The organism is Paenibacillus sp. 11B (genome assembly GCF_030487755.1).
Taxonomy (GTDB): Bacteria; Bacillota; Bacilli; order Paenibacillales; family Paenibacillaceae; genus Paenibacillus; species Paenibacillus vandeheii.
This window is the reverse complement of the sequence record NZ_JAUKNS010000007.1, coordinates 226,611-247,205: the sequence shown is the minus strand read 5'-3', so window position 1 is coordinate 247,205 and position 20,595 is coordinate 226,611. Positions and strand designations below refer to the sequence as shown.

At 48.0% G+C, this 20,595-nt stretch carries 9 protein-coding genes; 1 reads left to right on the top strand and 8 read right to left on the bottom strand.

Translation table 11 applies throughout. From position 1 onward, the window contains the following. Positions 1 to 14 precede the first annotated feature (14 nt). The 6 genes from Q0V21_RS26890 to Q0V21_RS26865 form a co-directional block, all read right to left on the bottom strand. Positions 15 to 836, bottom strand: coding sequence for a polysaccharide deacetylase family protein (locus Q0V21_RS26890; RefSeq protein ID WP_301881404.1), 822 nt, complete (start codon positions 834 to 836; stop codon positions 15 to 17). A 103-nt stretch (positions 837 to 939) separates the two neighbouring features. Beyond that, complete coding sequence (locus Q0V21_RS26885) at positions 940 to 4,275, bottom strand: glycosyl hydrolase (RefSeq protein WP_301881403.1); 3,336 nt, start codon at positions 4,273 to 4,275, stop codon at positions 940 to 942. Positions 4,276 to 4,507: 232 nt separating this feature from the next. Next, on the bottom strand, positions 4,508 to 6,013 hold the full coding sequence (locus Q0V21_RS26880; RefSeq protein ID WP_301881402.1) for an extracellular solute-binding protein: 1,506 nt from the start codon (positions 6,011 to 6,013) through the stop codon (positions 4,508 to 4,510). Between the two features lie 18 nt (positions 6,014 to 6,031). After that, positions 6,032 to 6,919, bottom strand: a complete 888-nt coding sequence (locus tag Q0V21_RS26875) for a carbohydrate ABC transporter permease (RefSeq protein ID WP_024632531.1) — start codon at positions 6,917 to 6,919, stop codon at positions 6,032 to 6,034. A gap of 47 nt (positions 6,920 to 6,966) precedes the next feature. Then, positions 6,967 to 7,896: an ABC transporter permease gene (locus Q0V21_RS26870; protein WP_052016746.1), complete on the bottom strand. Its 930-nt coding sequence runs from the start codon at positions 7,894 to 7,896 to the stop codon at positions 6,967 to 6,969. A gap of 341 nt (positions 7,897 to 8,237) precedes the next feature. Further along, entirely contained in the window at positions 8,238 to 10,640 is a 2,403-nt protein-coding gene (locus Q0V21_RS26865; RefSeq protein ID WP_301881401.1) for an AraC family transcriptional regulator, read from the bottom strand. A gap of 229 nt (positions 10,641 to 10,869) precedes the next feature. Here Q0V21_RS26865 and Q0V21_RS26860 point away from each other — a divergent pair, with 229 nt between their 5' ends. Then, complete coding sequence (locus Q0V21_RS26860; RefSeq protein ID WP_285078369.1) at positions 10,870 to 12,225, top strand: dipeptidase; 1,356 nt, start codon at positions 10,870 to 10,872, stop codon at positions 12,223 to 12,225. Positions 12,226 to 12,849: 624 nt separating this feature from the next. Here the strand turns inward: Q0V21_RS26860 and Q0V21_RS26855 are convergent. Together Q0V21_RS26855 and Q0V21_RS26850 are read right to left on the bottom strand one after the other, a co-directional pair. After that, positions 12,850 to 13,221 carry a hypothetical protein gene (locus tag Q0V21_RS26855; protein ID WP_301881400.1) on the bottom strand — a complete coding sequence of 124 codons (372 nt, stop codon included), beginning with the start codon at positions 13,219 to 13,221 and terminating at the stop codon, positions 12,850 to 12,852. A gap of 184 nt (positions 13,222 to 13,405) precedes the next feature. Beyond that, a complete protein-coding gene (locus Q0V21_RS26850) occupies positions 13,406 to 20,269 on the bottom strand; it encodes an S-layer homology domain-containing protein (protein ID WP_301881398.1) in 6,864 nt (2,287 codons plus the stop codon). Positions 20,270 to 20,595: the final 326 nt, after the last annotated feature.

The following is a 20,595-nucleotide window of genomic DNA, read 5'->3' as shown; positions in this document are numbered from 1 at the left end:
CGTCAGCTCCCTTCCTATACCTTGATTCGTTCGGTTAGTCGCAATATCTCTCCAGCCTTCACTTCAACCACCTGCTGATCCACCGTAAACCAGACGGAGATGGCCGATGGATTGTGAATGATGGACCGATCTGCTGAACATTCCAGACGTTTGACTGCTCTCCAGTAAGCTATCACTTCAATGTTCGTAGCGTACCAGATGTCCTCCCGGCCGCCAATCTGCTCAGCAAACTGTTCTATAATTTCCCAGTTGTCGTTATCATTGAATTCGTAGCTGTGACCCCATACATATAACAAGAGTGGCGTACCTGTCTTCGTATGCTGGATATAACGTTCAGCATGAGCCGCCAAATCATGGTTATGGTGGCAGGTTGGATGCCATTCAAGCGGTCGCTCAGGCAGTGTGTACCTGCCATGGGATTCAACCGTGCGTGCATAATCGATACCGAGCCATTCAAGCTTGGTGCTGAGTGAACGGTCATAGCCCCCATTCGGGTAGGCCATACCTCGTACCGGATAACCGACAAGCTGTTCCAGCGCTCTCCGATCCTCCATAATCTCTTCGGTCAGCAGCTCATCCGGAACGTAAGGCAATGTAGGATGGGTGACCGTATGTACAGCCACTTCATGCCCGGCATACAATTCCGCTACTTCTGCCGTCTCGATCCGACCCGGCTTGCCCAGCGTACCGGAGTTCAGATTGAATGTGCCCCTCAGTCCATGTCGATTGAAAAGTTCCACCAGTCTGCGGTCATGTATTACCCCGTCGTCATAACTGAACGTCAAGGCTTTCATCATGCCACCCGGATACCGGTCGAATTGAATGCGATGTCCCATCTTGTTCCTCCTCCTCTTGAGTAGTCAGAATCTCCAGATGAGAAAATGATAGAGCGTAATCCCGACATACCCGTTTCTCTCGTAATGTTAATTTTTCAGCGGATCACTGACCCGCTTCACGCAAGCTATGACTGGCTGAGTCAAAATACGTACCTTCCAGCAGTCCAATCAATGTATTGGTAACACGTACTTCAATATCGTTATCCCCTGCTCGAAGCCAGGAGGCTTCACCCGTCCAGCGATATGGAGACCAACATCGAATGCCCAGACTATAACCATTCACCCGTACCTCTACCACATCCTGTACCCGCCAGTCGATGAATTCCAGGTCAAAAGACGCCATCTCTTCAGCAGGCTCATCCAGCCAGAAGTTACGTTTATAACTCATCTCTCCTGCAAAGTAGGGATAAAGCGGTTGGGGATCTGGCTGAATCCGAATCGCTGTATCCGGTTCAGGAACAAGAGAGATCATCCCCTCATGATGGAATTCCACACCAAATCTCCCTTGCAGATACAGCGGATCAACGATACCTTCTTCATCCCTCGTGACCTGTACGGTAACGCTCATTTCATTCAAACCACTGTGTAACAACTCTGTTATATTGCAGCCAATATTATGGTGATCGGTAATTTCAATCGACTCGAATTGATCCGGTCCAATCTGTTGTCCGTTAATTTCTAGGGTCCATTCACCCGCTATAGCCACCCTGTCCATGAATAACAGACATTCTGGCAATGCCGTCCTCAGCTCAAATGAAGTCGTATATTTGCACTGGATTGGATAGGCAACGGATGCTTTCTTTGGTGTGCCAAATACCTGGTTAAACTGGAGCGGCAGGTGATGTTGCTCCGATAATTCTGCCGCCTGGTCAATAAAAGGTTTGACTGCAACAGGATTACGTTCAAAAATTACACCGTTGGCATTGGAAGCCCTTAGGTTGAACTGTCCCATTCGAAGTGTGTTGGACTGCACGGTTTCCAGACGCCATGGCCCTTCCGAAGGTAGCTGAATGGTATAGGGTGCGTTTTCAGTCTCAGTAACTAAACGGCCCGCGCCAGACTTCGTCCCTGTTTGGTTCAGAGTAAAAGTATCCCCCTCAGATGCCTCTTGGGCATGTTGTAAAGTAAGCTTCACAGCATGGGCTTCATAGGGAGCAAGCTTTTGCGAAATGCACCACTCCCCACCACTGCTGGTATATGGTAATGGATCACACTGTCCGGTCTCCAGATCGAGCCGTTCCGCCAGCAGACGTGTACCTGCCGATAGATCCACACTCGACCATAACCGCTTGGCTACTATTTTCAACTGCCCTTCAAGGTGTTGGCCCTCCTGGTTGGACAAAAAGATCATAAACTCTCCGTCCGATAATTGACGGGTCTGCATAAGCAGCGACGCACTTTCTTCTTCCATAATCCAACAGATCGGTTCGGGCAGTACCTGATCCAGCAGCAGGGAGATCAATTCCAAGGAGAAGTCATCCCCCCGACCTGTTCCCGCAGGTAGAAAATAGGCATTACCCTGCCCCCGTCGCCACATGGATTCTCCGCTGTCGTGATCTGTTTCTTCCGTATTGCCCCAATATGCCTCGTGCGGCTGGTTGCCTGCACCAAAGAACTGAGCGGCCTCATCTCCCACAGGGCTCCCCGGCTGGATGGCTACATATGGTGGCATGCCTACGGAAATGACCGTTCCTCCCTGTTCCACGAACTGTTTCACCTGCTGCCAGGCTGCTGCCTCCAGGTTAAGCATCGGTGGAAGAATCAGTACCTCGTAACGTGCAACGCCAATCTGAATTGTGCCATCGGCCAGCACGGCTTCGGCCAACAGCTCGGGGTCCAGATGGTCATAGTCACGTCTGTTTTCGAGCAAGTGGGAGCTAATGCGCATCCAGTCGTTCGTGAGACGATCCAGCTTGGTCCGTTCTGCTTCGTCCTCTCCACCATATTCAAATCCGTGTAGCGGATTACCCATCAGGCTCCAGAACGTAGTCGTTGGATCAAGCACAGCAATTCGGATATCCGCTGTTCCGGTGCTCATCAGATAGCTTAAACGTCCCGTGTAATCTCCCAACTGTCGGAAATGACGCCAATACGGGTTCTGTAGGAACTGGGATGGTGGTGCATCGTGTTTGGCAAGTCCGCCAATCGTATAGAAAAAGGCATGGAAGTTAAAAAAGTTGGTGCCCATGGCTGCCATCCGATCAATCATCCACTTGGCATCCTGCAACGTCATCGACCAGCCTACACTGTGAAAACACTCCATCAGATTACGGCTTCGGCCCAGCTGTCGGGCAAGCGAGCTGACCATCTTCGGATTGTCGCGCATTTTCTTGCCATACCGTTCCAGAATCCAGGATAAGGGGCGTCCGATTTTCTCATGCGCTGAATCTCCACCTGGCATGTGGCTGAACAACTGCGTGGTCATCCGAACCCCGGGCACTTCTGCCGCATATTCAATCCCCGCCTCATCGCACCAGTCATGTACCTGCTTGTGGTACGACTCCCTGAGCAGCAGATGCAGCGACTGGTAATAGTCATACCGGATTCGTTCTGCATCTGGAACATCGCCATGTAACAGAGCGGGCAGGGCCTCAATCAGACTGTAACCACAGCGTTCACTGAAATATCGGGGAAGCTGTGGAGACCACGGGATACGCCCAAGTGGCGCGATTTCATCGGAGAACATGCCTTTGATTACGCTTTCAAATTGTTCTCCAACTGCCTCCTTATACCGGTCATGGGTCAGTTCAATAAAACGGCTCATCGCTTCCTTGTGACACGGGTCAACAAAGTTGCCGTAATATTTGAAATCATCTATCTCTTCTTCCTGAAAGATAATTACGTCCCATTCCCCAGCGGGGGCTTCCCACAACAGTCGGAAAGCCGTTCGATATGTAAAAAACCGCTTACGGTTATACGACGTGAGTCCTGTCTCTTGATATACCTGATCCGTCTGAATATTGCCGATATTGCTGCGCAAATCAATGGATTCATGCCATAATCGTTTGCCGTGCGCATCCTTGGGTATTGCCTTTGCGACTAGAACTCTTCCCCATGGCAATTCATGCTCCACAGCTTCTCCTCCAGGAACATGAAATTGATGATGTACAAGCTGGCGCTGCTTCGCCTCGGGAAAATCAAGTGTCACTTCACCGCCGGCCATTCCGCTTGGATAAGGGTACTCATCATATAACCAGACCTGCATGCCGCAGGCAGCAGCCGCTTCCACCGCAATCCGTACCTTGTCAAACCATGCTTCAGACAGATAGGGAATCTCCAACCCCTGACGTGGACAGATGAAAAAACCGCCTACGCCCTGTGCAAACATTTCAGCGATTTGCCGTTTGATTTGCCCTTCTTCCATATCCCCATTCCAAAACCAAAAGGGATGAACCCGGTATTGCGCTTCAGGATTTTCAAATGCATCCCCGTTCCACATGTCGCTTCCTCCCTGTATGTTCAAGAGTGGCTATTCGTCTACCAATATCGTTCATTTAAGTTCAAATCAGTTTGTTTTGCATTGATTATACATCAAAATCCAAAGACTGGAAGCCATATTTCACAAAAAGAGATGAAGCTGGTTTTCAGATAGCCTGAGCAATGCATATACGGAAATGCCCGGCTGCCGCCCTTACACTGCGAGCAAGGCTGCCGGGCTCTGGAACATCAATCTACTTCAGTGCAGCGTACAGCTCATTCACTTCTTTGACATAGTCATCACCACCACTGCTTTTCCACAGTGCTACGGCATCCTGGAAGCCTTTTTCATCAATTTGCCCTACGATGAATTTGATACGCGCATCATTAATGATGTTATCCAGCTGTGGTCCTTTCTGGGCATACACGTCAGAGATCAGCGGTTCGCCAGGATTGGCAATGACGATCTCCTCATTGGCTTTCTGCACCTCTGCAACCTTTTGGCGAACAGGTGTCTGCTGCACACGCAGCGTTTTGTCCTCTGGAATAAACATCAGGATCTGGTTAAGACCCTGTACGTCTCGCAGCGCCAGTTTGTCGGTCGTCGGAATGATGTAATCCTCTTTTTTCTCATACTGCTTGCCTTCCAGACCGTTCCCCAACAGCGCCTGCAGCTCAGGTTCATTCAACTGATCCAGGAAACTCAGCACCTTTTTCAGGTCTTCTTCCGTTTTGACACTGCTTTTGGAAATGGCAATCATGCCGGAATAACCGGATGTTGGCATGTCACGAAGGCCCTTTGGACCTTCCATTGCTTGAAGCACATCCACGTGTCCCGTTGCTGCCGGATCTTTCTCCAAAATTTTCTGATCCATGCGCTGTGCATTATCCGCCACATCCACCATCACGCCTGCTTGCCCGTTCACAAAAGGATCGGACAACTTGGTTGCATCCATCACGGCAAAGTCCTTGTTAACCAGACCCTCGCTATAGATTTGACGGAAAAATTTCAGCGCTTCCATATACTCCGGTGTCTCATGTGCAGGCATCAAACCTCCGTTTCCATCATCGCCCCATTTGTTAGGTGCACCGAACCAAATCTGCATGTTATCCCAAGGACCCGTAAATTTGCTCGCCACCAGACCGTAAGTGTCGTCCTTACCATTGCCGTCCGGATCATCCTTCGTGAACGCTTTCAATACGTTGTAAAACTCGTCAATGGTCTTTGGCTCTTCCAGACCAAGCTTCTCCAGCCAATCCTTGCGGATCGTGACACCGTTACGTCCAAGGGCACGTGCGCGGTAGATGCCATAGGTTTTGCCATCGATGGAAGCATTGTTGGTGATAATTTCATTCATCTGGCTCAGGTTCGGGTAGTCTTTCAGATAGGGCCCAAGCTCCCAGAACGCTCCGGTACGAGCCGCATTAATGAAACTCGGAGATTTGCCAAGCACTACCATAACATCGGGCAGCTTGCCCGAAGCCAGCGTAATATTGAATTTGTCTTCATAGGAGCTGCTCGGTACCCATTGCAGATTCACATCCAGCTTGGTCAATTCCTCAAGCTTCTGAATCACAGGGCTGTTATCTGGCGGATTCTCCGCTTCAAAGTTCGGAAGCATGATCGTAATCTGATCCGTGCCCCCTGCAGCGGTTCCTGAACCTGCTTTCTCTGTGGAGCAAGCCCCCAGAACCGTACTCAGTACTAATAATGCAGAGAGTAGCAATGCACCTTTTTTAAATCCCGTCTTTTGTCCCATACGTTCTCCCCCTTGGCTTTAGCCTTTGATTGAACCTAACATGACACCTTTGGCAAAATGTTTCTGCAAAAACGGATACACCAGCAAAATCGGAATGGTACCGACCACAATGACCGCCATTTTAATGGACTGCTCCGGTGGCTGTACAAAGTTGGGGTCCATGTTCGCCATATCGCCGACACTGGCCTGCGAGAGCAGAACGATCTGTCTCAGCATGACTTGCAATGGCCATTTGTCACTGTCGGAAATGTACAGGAGGGCCGAGAAAAAGTTATTCCAGTGCCCTACGGCGTAAAATAACGCAAATGTGGCAATCACCGGTTTGGATAATGGCAGAACAATGCGCCACAGCACCCCAAGATCCGAACAGCCGTCAATGCGGGCCGCTTCCTCCAGCCCGGGCGGCATTTGCTGAAAAAAGTTTTTGACAACAATTAAGTTAAAAGCGCTGATCGCGCCAGGAAGCATGAGGGCCCAATAGGAATCCAGAAGTCCAAGTCCACGAATGACGAGATAGGTTGGAATCATCCCGCCACCGAACAGCATGGAGAAAATCACCATGTTCATCATGACATTACGCCCCCAAAAATCACTTCGGGACAGCGGGTATGCCATCGTCAGCGTGAAAAATAGATTGACCAATGTACCTGCAACCGTTACAAATATGGAAACCCCTATACTGCGGAAGATGGTGGACGAGGAGAAAATATACTCATATGCGCTGAATGAAAATACCTTCGGGATAAGAAAAAAGCTGCGTTCGGTTATCTCGGCTTCGGTCGCGAATGAATTTCCTATAATATACAGGAAAGGAAGGACGGTTAATATGCCCAGAATCCCCAGCATGACGTAATTGAAAATATCGAATACTCTGCCGGCAGGGCTGTTGTATAGACGGCTGTTCATGGGCGATTTCCTCCTTATGAATGGATGGCAATGGATGGCAACACACCTTAATAGATTCCGGGATGACCGAATTTCTTGGCCAGTTTGTTACTGCCGAGCACCAGAATGATCCCGACCACAGACTTGAATAACCCGACAGCCGTACTGTAACTGAATGCACCTTGCGTAATCCCGACGGTGTATACATACGTATCAAATACGTCTGCCACATCACGATTCAGCGAGTTGGTCATCAGATAGATCTGTTCGAAGCCGGTATCCAGGAAGTTCCCCAGTCTTAGAATGAGCAAGATGACAATGGTTGTGCGAATGGCTGGAAGCGTGATATGCCACATACGCCGCAATCGTCCTGCACCATCCACAATTGAAGCTTCATACTGCTCTGTATCCACACCTGCCAGTGCCGCCAGGAAGATAATCGTTCCCCAGCCCATCTCTTTCCACATCATCTGAACAATAATGAGCGGACGGAATGATCCCGGACTCGCCAATACATCGATCGGTTTGCCTGTGATCCAGGAGATCAGGTCATACAGTACCCCGCCTTGCGGTGTCAGAAATACATAAGTGATACTCGCTATAATAACCATGGATACAAAGTGAGGTACATAAACGAGCGTCTGAATGGTTCTTTTGAAGAAAGCGACCCGGATTTCATTGAGTAACAAAGCAATAATAATCGGCGCCGGAAAAAAGAATATAAGATCATATAAGGCAAGGACGAGTGTATTCCTCAGCAATCGGAAGAAGTCCGGATTGGAGAAGAAGTTCGTAAAGTTCTCCATGCCCACCCATTGACTGTCGCGGATGCCCAGAAAAGGCTGATAGTCCTGGAAGGCAATAACGATCCCCCACATAGGCAAGTATTTAAAAATGACAAAGTACAAAAATCCGGGAAGCACAAGCACGTACAGCCATTTATTTCGTTTGATCTGCCTCTTCCAGTTGGACTCCCGCTTCATCGGCAATGCGGCCATTTCCACTTGAGCTGCTGTAGCGCCATTTCCATTCCAGTCCGTCTTCCCGCTCATATTGTCTCCCCCCTTATTTATGTAAGCGTTATCAAATGACTTGTTATTCAGACTATACAGCTGCCCTGTTTCCGGCAACCTTCATTTTTTGCATGGTTACGCAAAGTGACCCGAAAGCCCGCTATAACGCCATTTGCACTTCGACTTGGACCTATTTTGGCAGTGGAGATTGCACATTTTTGCAATATTATCCTTCTTTGCTCCCAAGGTGTTTCCGAGGTAAAACGTGAAAAACCGGAGTCCCATGAAGCGGGATTCCGGTCAGCGTTGAAGTCTTATGCACAGGTTTATTTACCCATCCATTGATCCCGATACCGGCTCGGCGTTAAGCCTTCCTGTTTCTTGAAAATCCGATTAAAGTAACTGTGCTGGTATCCAACAGCGCCTGCGATATCATTGATTTTCATCGTGGTCTCACGCAGCAATTGCTTCGCCGCATCCATTCGTACCCGTGTTAAATAATCAATGAAATTCATACCGGATACCTGCTTGAATGCTTTGCTTAATGCGTAAGGGGTCATCTGCTCCGCATCTGCACAGCCTTCCAGGGAAAGCTCATTTTGATAATTCTCATCGATAAACAACATCGTGCGTTCCACCACCTGCTTCAGCGGCTCGTGGGATCGCATTTCGATCTCCTGTATATAAGGAAGTAATACTTCTCCGATCATCCATTTCATCATTTGGGCAGGTTCGCGAATGGTGGACAAGCGCTCATACATGTTGCAGCCCCCAAACAGCTTGTAAGGCGTTACCCCGGTCTGCAGCATCATATGCTGAATACTTCCCAGCAATTGAAGCATCATCTGCTGCACCTGGAATTCGGAACCGCCTGCTCGGGTGACCTCGCTCATAAATTGCTCCAGTACGCGCTCCGATTCATCCTTCTTCCCAAGCCTGATCGCCTGAAGAATCTCACGTTCCAGCCCCAGTGGATACGAGGCTTCTTCCGTCCTGCGGAAACATTGCTCATCCTCCAGATCGAGAATCTGGCTCCCTGCTTCCACGCTGCGATAAGCAACCGCCTGCTCCATCTCTACGAATAATCCCGGCAATTCCTGCAGGGAAGCAGCCGGACGGCTTACCATCACCGTCACGTTCATTTTCAATGTCTGACCAATAACTTCCACCAGTTCCTGTCCCCATAACAACACTTGTGACTTTACAGGCTCGTCCTCGGGAGCAATCACAAGCATGGCTGAAGACAGGTCATGAAAGTTCATCACGCTAATTTGACTGAAAACATTTTTGGCAACTTCTTCAATAATATTGACTGCCGCAAAGGTAACCAGCCCCGTATCCTGGCTACCAAATCGACCCTGCAGTTGAGCATATCCCGTAAAATACATCTGAAGCAGCAAAAACTGCTGGCCTTCCACCTCAAAGCCAAGATTCCTCATTCGCCGCTGGAGGTCCTGCTCGTTATAGGCATACAGATGCCCTTGCACCAGTTGTAATACAAAACTGTCCCGCAAGTGCGGCAGCTGCTCCTGCAGTTGCCGGTGCGCCGTTAAACTCTGCGAAGTCAACTCGTTCCACTGCTGCTCCAGCAGCTGGAATTCATCCAGCCTGGTGTCTGGTGTCACTTCATTCCTGCCCGGCGTCAATAAGTGAAGCATCCTGGCTACGGGAGAATATATCCTGCGTGAAGCAAACCAGGATAACACCAGCCCCAGGAGAAGACTGCCTGCGCTCGCAATAACAATAATTTTGGATACAAGCTTCACCGGCGAGGTCACCGATGTCAGGGGGGCTGCAGAGACATACGTCCAGTCCGAATCAATCCGACTCAAAGATCCATAGGATACGGAATAGGTCTCGTCCTCATATTTGAAGAGGAAGGAATGGCTGTCTGCATGCAGGACGACTTCTTCTTTGAGCTGCTGCTCAAAAGCAAGGTCTCCCTTCCCAGCTGCCGGATTCCCGGTAACGAGCGTATTTCCCTCCTGGTCCATGAGAAACGTTAACCCTTCGTCATAAGGAGTAAGCGTTTTCAATAAGCTGGCGACTTTCTCATTATCCAGCGTAATGATCAGCGCACCGAATGGATTAATGCTTTCTCCCGGAATCTTATGTACAAGAACCAGTGCATTACCTGAATCGGTATGCAGAATACTATCCTTCGCTTGAGCTGCCTGATCGCTGCTCTGGCTCGCAACCCAATCTGTCCAATACACATGGTTGCCCATCGTCAGATAGCGATCATAGGCCTCTATTTTCGCATCATCCTTCAACTCGTTATAATCCCGGTTAAACAAAATCGATTTCGGTTCCTGTAAATATAGCTGTGCGGTTTTGATAAGCGGATGGGAGCCTTGCAGCACATAAAGAGTGGTGACAATCTCCTGTGTTTCGTTGAAATAATACACAAAGTCCAGCGTTCGCAGCGCGTTGCCAAATCTGGGTTCAAAAGCCCAATGGGACAAGGTCATCTCCAGATATGCGAGTTGATCGTCCACGTTGCGTGCCCGATTCTCAATCTGGCTTTGGTGCATCTGATTAAATTCATTTTCCATCCGGCCAACGACCAACTGGTACATCACGATGCCTGTAATCAGTCCGGGAATGCTGGCAATGAGCAAAATAAGCATTAGACTGTTTCGGTAAAAACGCCCTTTATGTCGTCCTGTCGTGAACCCTGGCCAACGCGTGAGTCTACCGGATAGCCTTACCTTCCTAGCTGGTTCCATCAGCGCTCACCTGCCTGCTTGCGTATGGTCTAACTGTCATGGGAACTCCCTCAACTCCCCTGCAAAATACATCTGAGAATATATGGATGAAATCCGTTTCTTGTATTATACGCATAATTTCCAGGGGAATGAAACGGTACGTAGCAGATCATTTTTTAACCAATGTTTTATTAACACATCAAAATGGATTACAATAAGGTAAAGCAAAACATGAAGGAGGCCCTTTTTAATGAAGGAACAAGCTTATTTTCAAGAAAATAGAGAGAAACACCTGGCAGAATTAAATGAATGGTTATCCATTCCAAGTATTTCAGCCATTTCAGCGCATAAAGAGGATATTAACCGTGCGGCACAATGGGCTGCGGATGCACTCACACGTGCAGGTATGGAAAATGTAGAGGTTATTCCTACGGCGGGACATCCGATTGTCTATGCAGACCACCTGCATGCACCCGGGAAACCTACCGCACTGATCTATGGGCACTATGATGTACAGCCTGTCGATCCGCTAAACCTGTGGGATACACCTCCATTCGAACCTACCGTGCGGGACGGCAAACTGTTTGCACGTGGGGCCACGGATGACAAAGGACAAATCTTCATACATATTAAGGCGGTTGAAGCTCTGCTTGCCGAAAACAAGGAACTTCCCGTGAATGTAAAATTCTGCATCGAAGGGGAAGAAGAAATCTCCAGCCCAAACCTGCCGATCTATCTGAATGACAATACGGACAAGCTGCGTGCAGATATGATACTGATCTCGGATACGTCCCTGCTCGAAAAAGGAAAACCGGCGATTTCCACGGGTCTGCGTGGCCTTTGCTCGCTCGAAGTGGATCTGAACACAGCCAATACGGACCTGCACTCCGGTTCATTTGGAGGCGGTGTACCGAACGCACTGCACGCATTGGTTTCCCTGCTCGCTTCGCTGCATGATGAGCAAGGTCGCGTAAGTGTTGATGGTTTCTATGATGGTGTTCTGCCACTTTCTCCTGAGATGAGAGAAGAATTCGTGAAGCAGGGCTTCAATGAAGAACAGCTTCGTCAAGACCTGGGACTGGAGCAATTGTACGGGGAAGAAGGCTACTCATTCGTGGAACGTGTTGGCGCACGTCCAACGCTGGAATTGAATGGCGTATGGGGCGGTTTTCAAGGGGAAGGCACCAAAACCGTTATTCCGAAGGATGCTCATGCCAAAATCACATGCCGCCTTGTTGCGGACCAAGATCCACAACATGTGCTGGATCGTATCGAAGCACATCTGCGCGCTCACCTTCAGCCAGGCGCGACGCTGCATGTGAAGCAGATTGAGAAAGCCTTTGCGTTCAATACCGATCCTTCCGATCCGGTAATGCAAAAAGCAGCCGATGCGTATGAGCAAGTGTACGGCGTTCGTGCTCTGTTTACGAAAGACGGCGGCTCCATTCCGATCGTGGAGAAACTTTCACGCGTGCTCGGTATTCCGGCTGTCATGATGGGCTTCGGTTTGCCAGATGAGAATCTGCATGCACCGAATGAGCATTTCAACCTGGAGAACTTTGATAAAGGGTTGTTGACGATTGTTCAGTTTATGAAGAGTTTGTAAAGTAGAGTTCATGTGAAAAATAAGTGCTGGAAAGCGTGCTGAGTGGCCGTTCCGGTGCCGAATCGTTCTTTCGATCGCTGTTATCGTCGGATTTTTTTGAATTCCCCTTCTCAAAGGGTAAAATCCGACGATAGCATATGCTTCCGAAGTAGCTTTCTTGCAGAAAGCTTTTAGGCGAACGCTCCGCTTCTACAGAATCGATTTCGTCCCCTGCACTACTTTGCCGCTTTTCCATGACTGATTTTACGATTGAACTACTTTACAAATGATGGGTAGTAGGTAGGTATATAAATAGATAAAGGGGTGTGCCGTCCTATTTATGACGGCACACCCCTTTTGTAATTGGTAGATCTGGATACATTCGTTGCAACGACTCGTTATTTTCCTTTTAACGAACCGAGCACGTGCTATTCGATGAAAATCCGCAGTTCTGGGGAATTAACGAATCGTAGGCGCTTTATTTCCTCATTTTGCATGTTGATCATCAAGTTTTCACCGGAATAGCGTGGCTGACGTTCGTTAGACATTCCAATCCAGACTAATCCTCATAATAAGGTGTAATAGGTTCGTTAGCACTGTGACTAGAATAGAAGGAGATAACCAACAGTCGGGATATACCTCCACCTATGAGCGGAAGGTTGTGAAATTTAACATATGCACAAGCTGCATCATGTGCGTGATTTCCTGCTGGACTTCGGAGGTGTCAGTACCTGCCATCGCCAGATTGGCCCGCAGCGTTCTGCGGGTGTTCAGCATGCCGTCAACCAATTTCATAACCGTGTTGCGTCCACGATGATCAACAATCATATATTTTTTGCGTGCTTCCAGCTCCACCCATACGATATTGCTGAATAAGGTGAACAGATGTCTGCGATACTGCTCCATATCGGTCTCATTGTAGTGCTCACCATAAAAGGCATAATATCCGTGTACGTGCAGCTTTTCCGCCAGCTCTGTGATGAACGGGTCGAATTCGAGCATAGCGTTACGTTCCATGTATAGTACCTCCATTCGATTGATCAAGGAGTAAGAATTCATTTGCAGGTATTTTACCACAGAGACAGGACCATTGCGACAAATGCCAGTGTATACACAATAAAAAAACAACCCTTCGGATGCTATTCAGCACGAAGGGTTGTTTCTATTAACGATGAAGTTTTATTGGAGCTTCACATCGAAATCATGGATTAAACTTTAGCATCTCACTCAAACGACCCAACATCGCCGCACTTTCGGCACGTGTTGCCAATCCTTTAGGTTTGAAGCTTCCATCCGGATTGCCTTTGACAATCTCATATTGATTCAACAGTCCTACGGCTGATTTTGCCCAATTCTGAATCTGTTCTCCGTCGGCGAACGATGCCACACTCGTCGTGCTGCTGGTGTCATACCCCGCCAGAGCAAATCCTCTGGAGATGATGACCGCCATTTCTTCTCTGGAGATCGTCTGTTCAGGCTTGAACTTGCTGCCCGTGTAACCATTAATCAGACCAGCCTCTGTTGCGGATGCAATATATGGTGCATACCATGATGTATTGGATACATCTTTAAAGCTGCTTCTTTCGATATCCGGTACAGACAGACCGAACATACGAATCATCAGAGCGGTAAACTCAGCTCGGGTAATGGAACGGTTAGGTTCAAATACCTTGTCGTTTACTCCTTGGATAATATATTTGCCGGCTAAAGCTTCGATCTCCTGACGGGCCCAATGGGACATCGTATCGTTGAAGGAAGCTGTGTGCTGAACAAGTACATAAGACCCGTTTGTTCGGCTGTAAATGTTGACATTGTTTCCGTCCAAGGTGAACGGAACCGGTGTGAATACCGTCTTGCCATTAATTTGATCCACACGAAGCACAGCCAGATGACCAGTGTCCGTTCCTTTAAGAACGCTAACTTGATGGTTGGCATACTCGTCCAATTGCTGAATGTTCTGCGATTGTCCCGCAGGGTTCATTGCTGTTAATGTGAACGCCGTTGCTCCAATGACAGTCATTCCAGCATTGGTGGCCTGTCTGGAGGCGTTCACATTGGCAGTGATGCTCAAGTTGAGCGAAAGCTTATCTTTGGTCACGCCAAGCTGCTCCTCTAGTTTGCTCCAGTTGATTTGGTCAGGTGTCAATGTGTATTGCCCCTGTGCATTTTGGAGAACCACTTGCTGTACTTTGGATTGATTTAGGAAAAGACCAAGTGCCTCAGAAGTTACGGTGATCTCACCCTGTGTACCCATGTCAATCTGTACTTTCGTTGTTGCCGAGCTCAATGCATGATTCATCTTGTCTTTATCAACCATATTTGTTGTTGTTTCGCCCGTACTGCCACTTCCGGATGCAGTTGTTCCACCACCCGACAAGGAATTGTCGCCAATGGACGGAGTGCCTACGTTATCTCCAGGTGAAGCACCATTACCACCCGAGGAATTGTCATCGGACTGGCGTGTTACCTTCAAGGTGTATACCTTCACAGTTGTGCCATCCTCAGCAGTCACCTGTATCGTTATCGTGGTAACGGCTCCGGCAGCAAGCGCTAGCTGCGTATAACCTTCACCCGACAAGGCAATATCATTAATATCAATCCTTGCCAAAGCACCTGCTGATGCTGATGGATAAATCTTAACCGCATCAACATTGTTAGGCACGGTTGTCGTATATTGCATCATTTCACTAGAAAATAGCGGTGTGTAAGGCACTGTATTGCCGCCTTTGTCTTTCAACACCAACTCCGACAGTGTTGCCTCTGAATCAGGAGATTCTGTGGAGGCTAATTTTTTCAGTTCGCGCGTATCTCTCACCCTGATGCGGCTACCTTCGGCGAATCCGCCAAGGATTCCAACCGCTTCAAGTGTATCTCCTGATTGCAGCTCCGGTACTGGACCAGACTGATTGGTGATATAACCGTCCGTAAACACAATCATTGGGCCACTGTTATCATCAATGACATAAGAATTACTATCATATTTTGACAAAACTTTACCCGTTACCTTTACAAGCAGACCTTGATAACCAACTACCTCCGAGTCTCCCGTATGAATTGATTTAGGTTCCGCCGGATCAGCATGCCCCACAATCACGACATCCTTGCTGAACTGATCAAATGTGATTTCCCTGTTGCCTTCGAAATTATGAGTCGATCCATATACGCGAACAATATCGCCTAGTTTTAGCGAATCATCCGTTACTTCCTTGAACGCCATGATACCCCCTGTTGCATCCTGCAGGTAGAAAGCATCAAAGAACACACCTGCCGCTGAAGTCACCACGCCCTGCACTACGGCTTCGGAGCCATCCGGTAACGAACGGGCCGTACCGATCTCCGATACCTTGGTTTCCCTTCCAGCAAGCCAGTTGATTGCATTCATTCCAAAATCGTTATTTCCGTTATCTCCGAAAGCATCATCCCACTGCTGATCATTAACAACGTTCATCCCCGACACAATGACACGTCCGCTACCCACCTGCTCGGAAGCAATGGCCGGAATAGCAGAACCTCCCGATTCATCTGATACCGTATCATAGGTATATGACGGAGCCTTTACACTATTTTGGTAAGAGGTTTCATTGGCAAATGCCAGCACCTGCACGTTATCCTCTGTGATCAACGGCTCCGGTCCGCTCGTTCCAAGCCTATACAAACTTGCCCCACTGTAATACTCAATAGGTGGAACCCGATCCATGATATAGTTGTCTACAATTTCTGGGAACAGTCTGACAGCAAACTTCGCAGTAGCCGGTGTACTCCAGAAGTTGCCACTGATAGAATCATCATAAATTCCATCATTGGAAACCTGAATATGAGAACCGATCTCTGCCAGCAAATCATTGTTCAGTGTTGGATTGGCACCAAAGTTACTCTTCTCGGTCATTAACAAAGCCCCGCCATTTTTGACAAAGGTCGCTACGGCCGCATTCTCCTCGAAGGTCAGATCGACGTTTGGATGGGATATCATCAGTACCTTGACGTCCTTGAGCACATCTGCCGTCAATGGCAATTTGTTCTCAACGACAGTATAACCCTCCTGTCTAACCATGCTTGTGAAATTTTGCAGTTTGTCGACATACGTACCAGTATCTGTTGTCGTATTTTCATTTTTGTGTGCCGCATCAATCATGACGGTTAGACCAAGCGGCTCCTTCACCTTCACATTTAGTTCATACGTATTATCTGATGGATCATCCCCGTTAGGACTTGACACAACGGCAATCAGCTTATGCTCCCCGGAAACCGGATTGCTCCATGGAACAGTCACATAAGCGACGGAATTTGCTTCTATTGAGCTGACCGCTGCGCTGCCGAGTTTATGCTCGGCGTCCTTGCTGTCATAGTACAAGTCTACGGTCAGGTTCGACAATGCCTCTGTACCTGCGTTCGATACGCCGATCTTGACATTTGCAGGTGTGTTGCCCACCAATGCATTGTCTACAACTTCAATTCCAGATACTTTGACGTCCACAGGCACAACCTGCGACCAGATTGGAGCTGAATAGGCACGCTCGCCATCCTTTTGGGTTACACGAATCATGTACCATTGCTGACCGCCAGTCACCGCAACCGTTGGATGCCATTCAAACGAGGTTGAATTCGGCTCGATGCTGTCAATAACCTTTTTACCGTTGGAAAGCAACTCTACTTTTGCAATCGTATCGTTGGAGACATACGAGTTGCTAAGAAAATTATACTCTGCCATCGATTTGTTCTCCGCGACATCATCATGACCGGAAACACTGAAATTTAGGGTGTTACCTTCCACCACGGCGCCCATGTACTGGCCGTTCGCCGAGAAATCCATTCTAAAATTCGGATCTTCGGTCATGTATACCCGCATCTTGCGCATGGAATCAAGTAAGGAAGCAGGAGTAAGATCCTTGGATACAATAATCGTCCGCTTCAGCGTTTGTCCCCAGGTAGCATCATGGTTATCCTCGCCGTAAGTCGGTGCAAGATGCCAGCCCAGATCGAGGGCCTTGAAGTATGTGTCTTCCATATTATAGTAAGCATAATGCCCAGAACCGTTACCCACTTCGGACATAGTGAACACATCATCCACTTGTTTGTTATATGGAGTGAATCCATTGAATGATCCAGCAGGTGTATCCGGATGGTTGAACTGGGCAATCGCCTGATCCTGCGTCAGCACCCAGGCATAATATTGGTTCAGGTTCTGATAAAGACCGCCATTTTGTTTCCGGTCGATAAAATTATCGGTATTAAAGACGTTAGAGTGCCCCCAGGTTGTAGAGGTCGCTTCAAATGCCGGAAAAACAACAAATTTCCCATCCTCGGTGTACTGCTCAGCTACCTGTTTTTCCAATTTCCATTTTTCTCCGCCGGTACGTTCCGGCATTCCACCGCTATTCGTAACGGTATCTTGGTCAATCTGGGCCGAGTCAATGTCATGCGAATGGTCGGAGAAGGCGAACCAGTCATAACCATACTTTTTGGATTCTTCAACTGCGGTTATGGGCTCTCCGCTTGCATCATGGGACACATTCGTATGATTGTGTGTCGTCCCAGCATATTGATGACCACCAGTGAAAGGCTCTACAACTTCAAAGGACCATGAGAATGAATTTGCATTTTGTTTTTTGTCCTTTGCACTTACCATTACGGTATGCGGCCCAAGCGCCATCTCAGAAGCAGGAGTATACGCTACCAAGGTTAAGATCGCTCCCGGTGTGATGACAGGTTCTACTGATATTCCATCCACTTTCATCGCAATTGTCGAAGTATCCACACCGCTAAGATCACTAATTTCGAGTGAAATTTTCGGACGATAGCTCTCCTGACGATAATCCTGTGCAGGTGTCGGCGTACCGAATTCAGGACCAGTAGTGTCATCCAACACCACTACAGTATAAGGTGTCTCCGGTGTTCCGGTAGATGCCTTATTGTCCTCGTTGACAGCTTCAATATAATATTGGAAATTGCGTGTTCCAATGGTTTCGCCCGGAATGACAACCGAATATGTTGATGAATCAGATAAACTCATCGTTATCGGAATATATGCAGTTTCCCCTTCGCTACGGTAATACAGGGTTACCTGTTCTGCTGCATCCGCTGTTGCCGTTACGGTCACATCGGCATCTACATAAGCCTGTTTGATCGGGGTATGTGTAATGCCCAGCATCGGGGTGATATCTGCGGCCGAAGTAGGCATCAACTGATAACCCGATGTATATGGAGAAGAGGAATCATATTGTCCGATGATACCTGTAATTGTATACATTCTGTCCTTTTGTAATGTGGACGTTAAATCAATGCCGGCTCCCTGAAGCACACGGACAGTTGTAGTTTTTGTTGAATCAGGGTCCTTAACTGTAACGTTGACACTCCCACTTGTCGAAGGGACGTTAGTTACTGTGGCATTCAACTGCACACGCTTGCCTTCCAACGGCTCTGCCGTCGCAAAAGCTGAAAGATCCGTTACTGTGATTGGAACAAATTGTGGAAGCGACTGTTGGACCGCCGTCCGTTCTATCTGCAGCGGTTGAAATTCCAGTAAGCCATAGTATTCAAGAATGGTGCCTGTAATTTTCAGACGATCGCCTTTGACGATGCTGCTCCCCAGGCTTGTTCCCGCATAAATCAAAATGCCGGCTGTGTCATCCTGAATGAAAAAATAGTTGGCCCCTGTTCCAAACACATTGTTGTCAACAGTAACCACGCCTTCAATAGTGAATATTTTTCCGTTCGTATATACAGATGAGCCTTTACTGTCTACTGTACGGATATCTTGAATTGGTGTTATTACCGCAAGATCCAGCTTCTGTACGGCAACCGGCTTGCTTTCAAGACTGCGTCCGGTGCTCCCGTATGTCACCTGAGTCACATAGATGGTGCTCGGAGTGCTCGACAATTTATAAGTAAATTTCTTATCAGGACCTGATGCGACAGACGTCGCACCCGAGGTCGCTGCCAATGGCTGGGTTTTCTCGACGTCCGCGTACACCGAGATCAGGCTGCCTGCTGCCTCTGTGATTCCGGTAACGGTTCCGCTTGAGTTTTCTACCAGATATGAAGCCTCACTCACCTCAGCAGAAGTCTGAGCACGATTTAACTGAAGTGCGAAACTAGCTTGCTTGTCCGATTCTGTTGAAGTCAAGTAAATGGTATTGGCCGTCTCAAGTGTAGTGCCTGTCAGATCCACGCTGAAAGCCCCACTTGGTGTAGACTGTGTCCGGGCAATCTCGGGGACCCCTCCTGTTAATGGATCCGCGCTGTAAACACTGACAGTGACCGATGCTTTAGCCGCGCCATCATAGCCAATAACGTTTACTCCTGAAAACAGGATGTTCTCCCCTACAGGCCGGACGCTTTGCGGCAGTTCTCCAGCATCAAAAGGAGTCTCAATAATAGATGAATTGCGTGGATTTGGGGTAGTTACAACGAAGTCTAGTGAATTGTCATTTGAGTCTTGTCCTGCTCCTTTTCCAGTAGAAGCAGTTGTATCCGAAGGGTTAGCTTTACGAATCGCTGCTTTCGCATTGGCCAGAGCAGCTGTTGGATTTTTCTCAGATTGATTGGCTGAACCATATCCAACAAAGTCCACCAAGTCTGAATTATTCAAAAGCAAGACTGAACCTGGTGATGCGCTCAAAGCTGTGTTCGATTTAACCAATGCAACCTTTCCACTGCCTGCGGCCATAGCGATATTTCCAGAAACGTCTGCAGTAGGCAAATCCGAACCGATAGCTCCACCAGTGGCTTCCTTAATCAGATAATAACCGTACGCATGGATTGTTCCGCTTAGAACCGTCATGTTCTCTGGCGTGTATTGAGCTCCTGCGCTGCTTGCATATTGTATGCTCCAATTGTCCAGTACAATATCATTACCTGTAGGATTATAGAGTTCAATGAAATCATTTTTATATGGAGCACCGCTATTCCCGCCTCCGCCATAAACCTGACTAATTACGACATTGTCCACTGCAGGTGACGCTTGAACTGGCAGAGCAAATGCCCCCGACAAAGCCGATAGCATCAGCGACATAACAAGTGCGATGTTTATGCATTGCTTGAATTTTCTGAATACATTTAACTTCATGTTTCCCTCTCCTTCTTAGATGCCCTTCCGACTTGAGTCCTTATCTAAACGTCAACACTTTTTCCCTAATCTCACTCCCCACACAATCGTCCTACTTGAGATACTTTTGAATAATGCACGAAATTATGTAAAGTATCCATTAGCAAATGTGCACTATCACGGATAATATACATCAAATAGTGACATATGAACATGAGTTTGTTTGTAAAGCGTTATGTTTATGTAAACTATTTTTCACCAATTGTTAAAAACAAGTAAAATATATGTTAAATTTATTGACACAGAATTACGACAAGCTTATAATTCACCTCATTATCAGGCTTGGC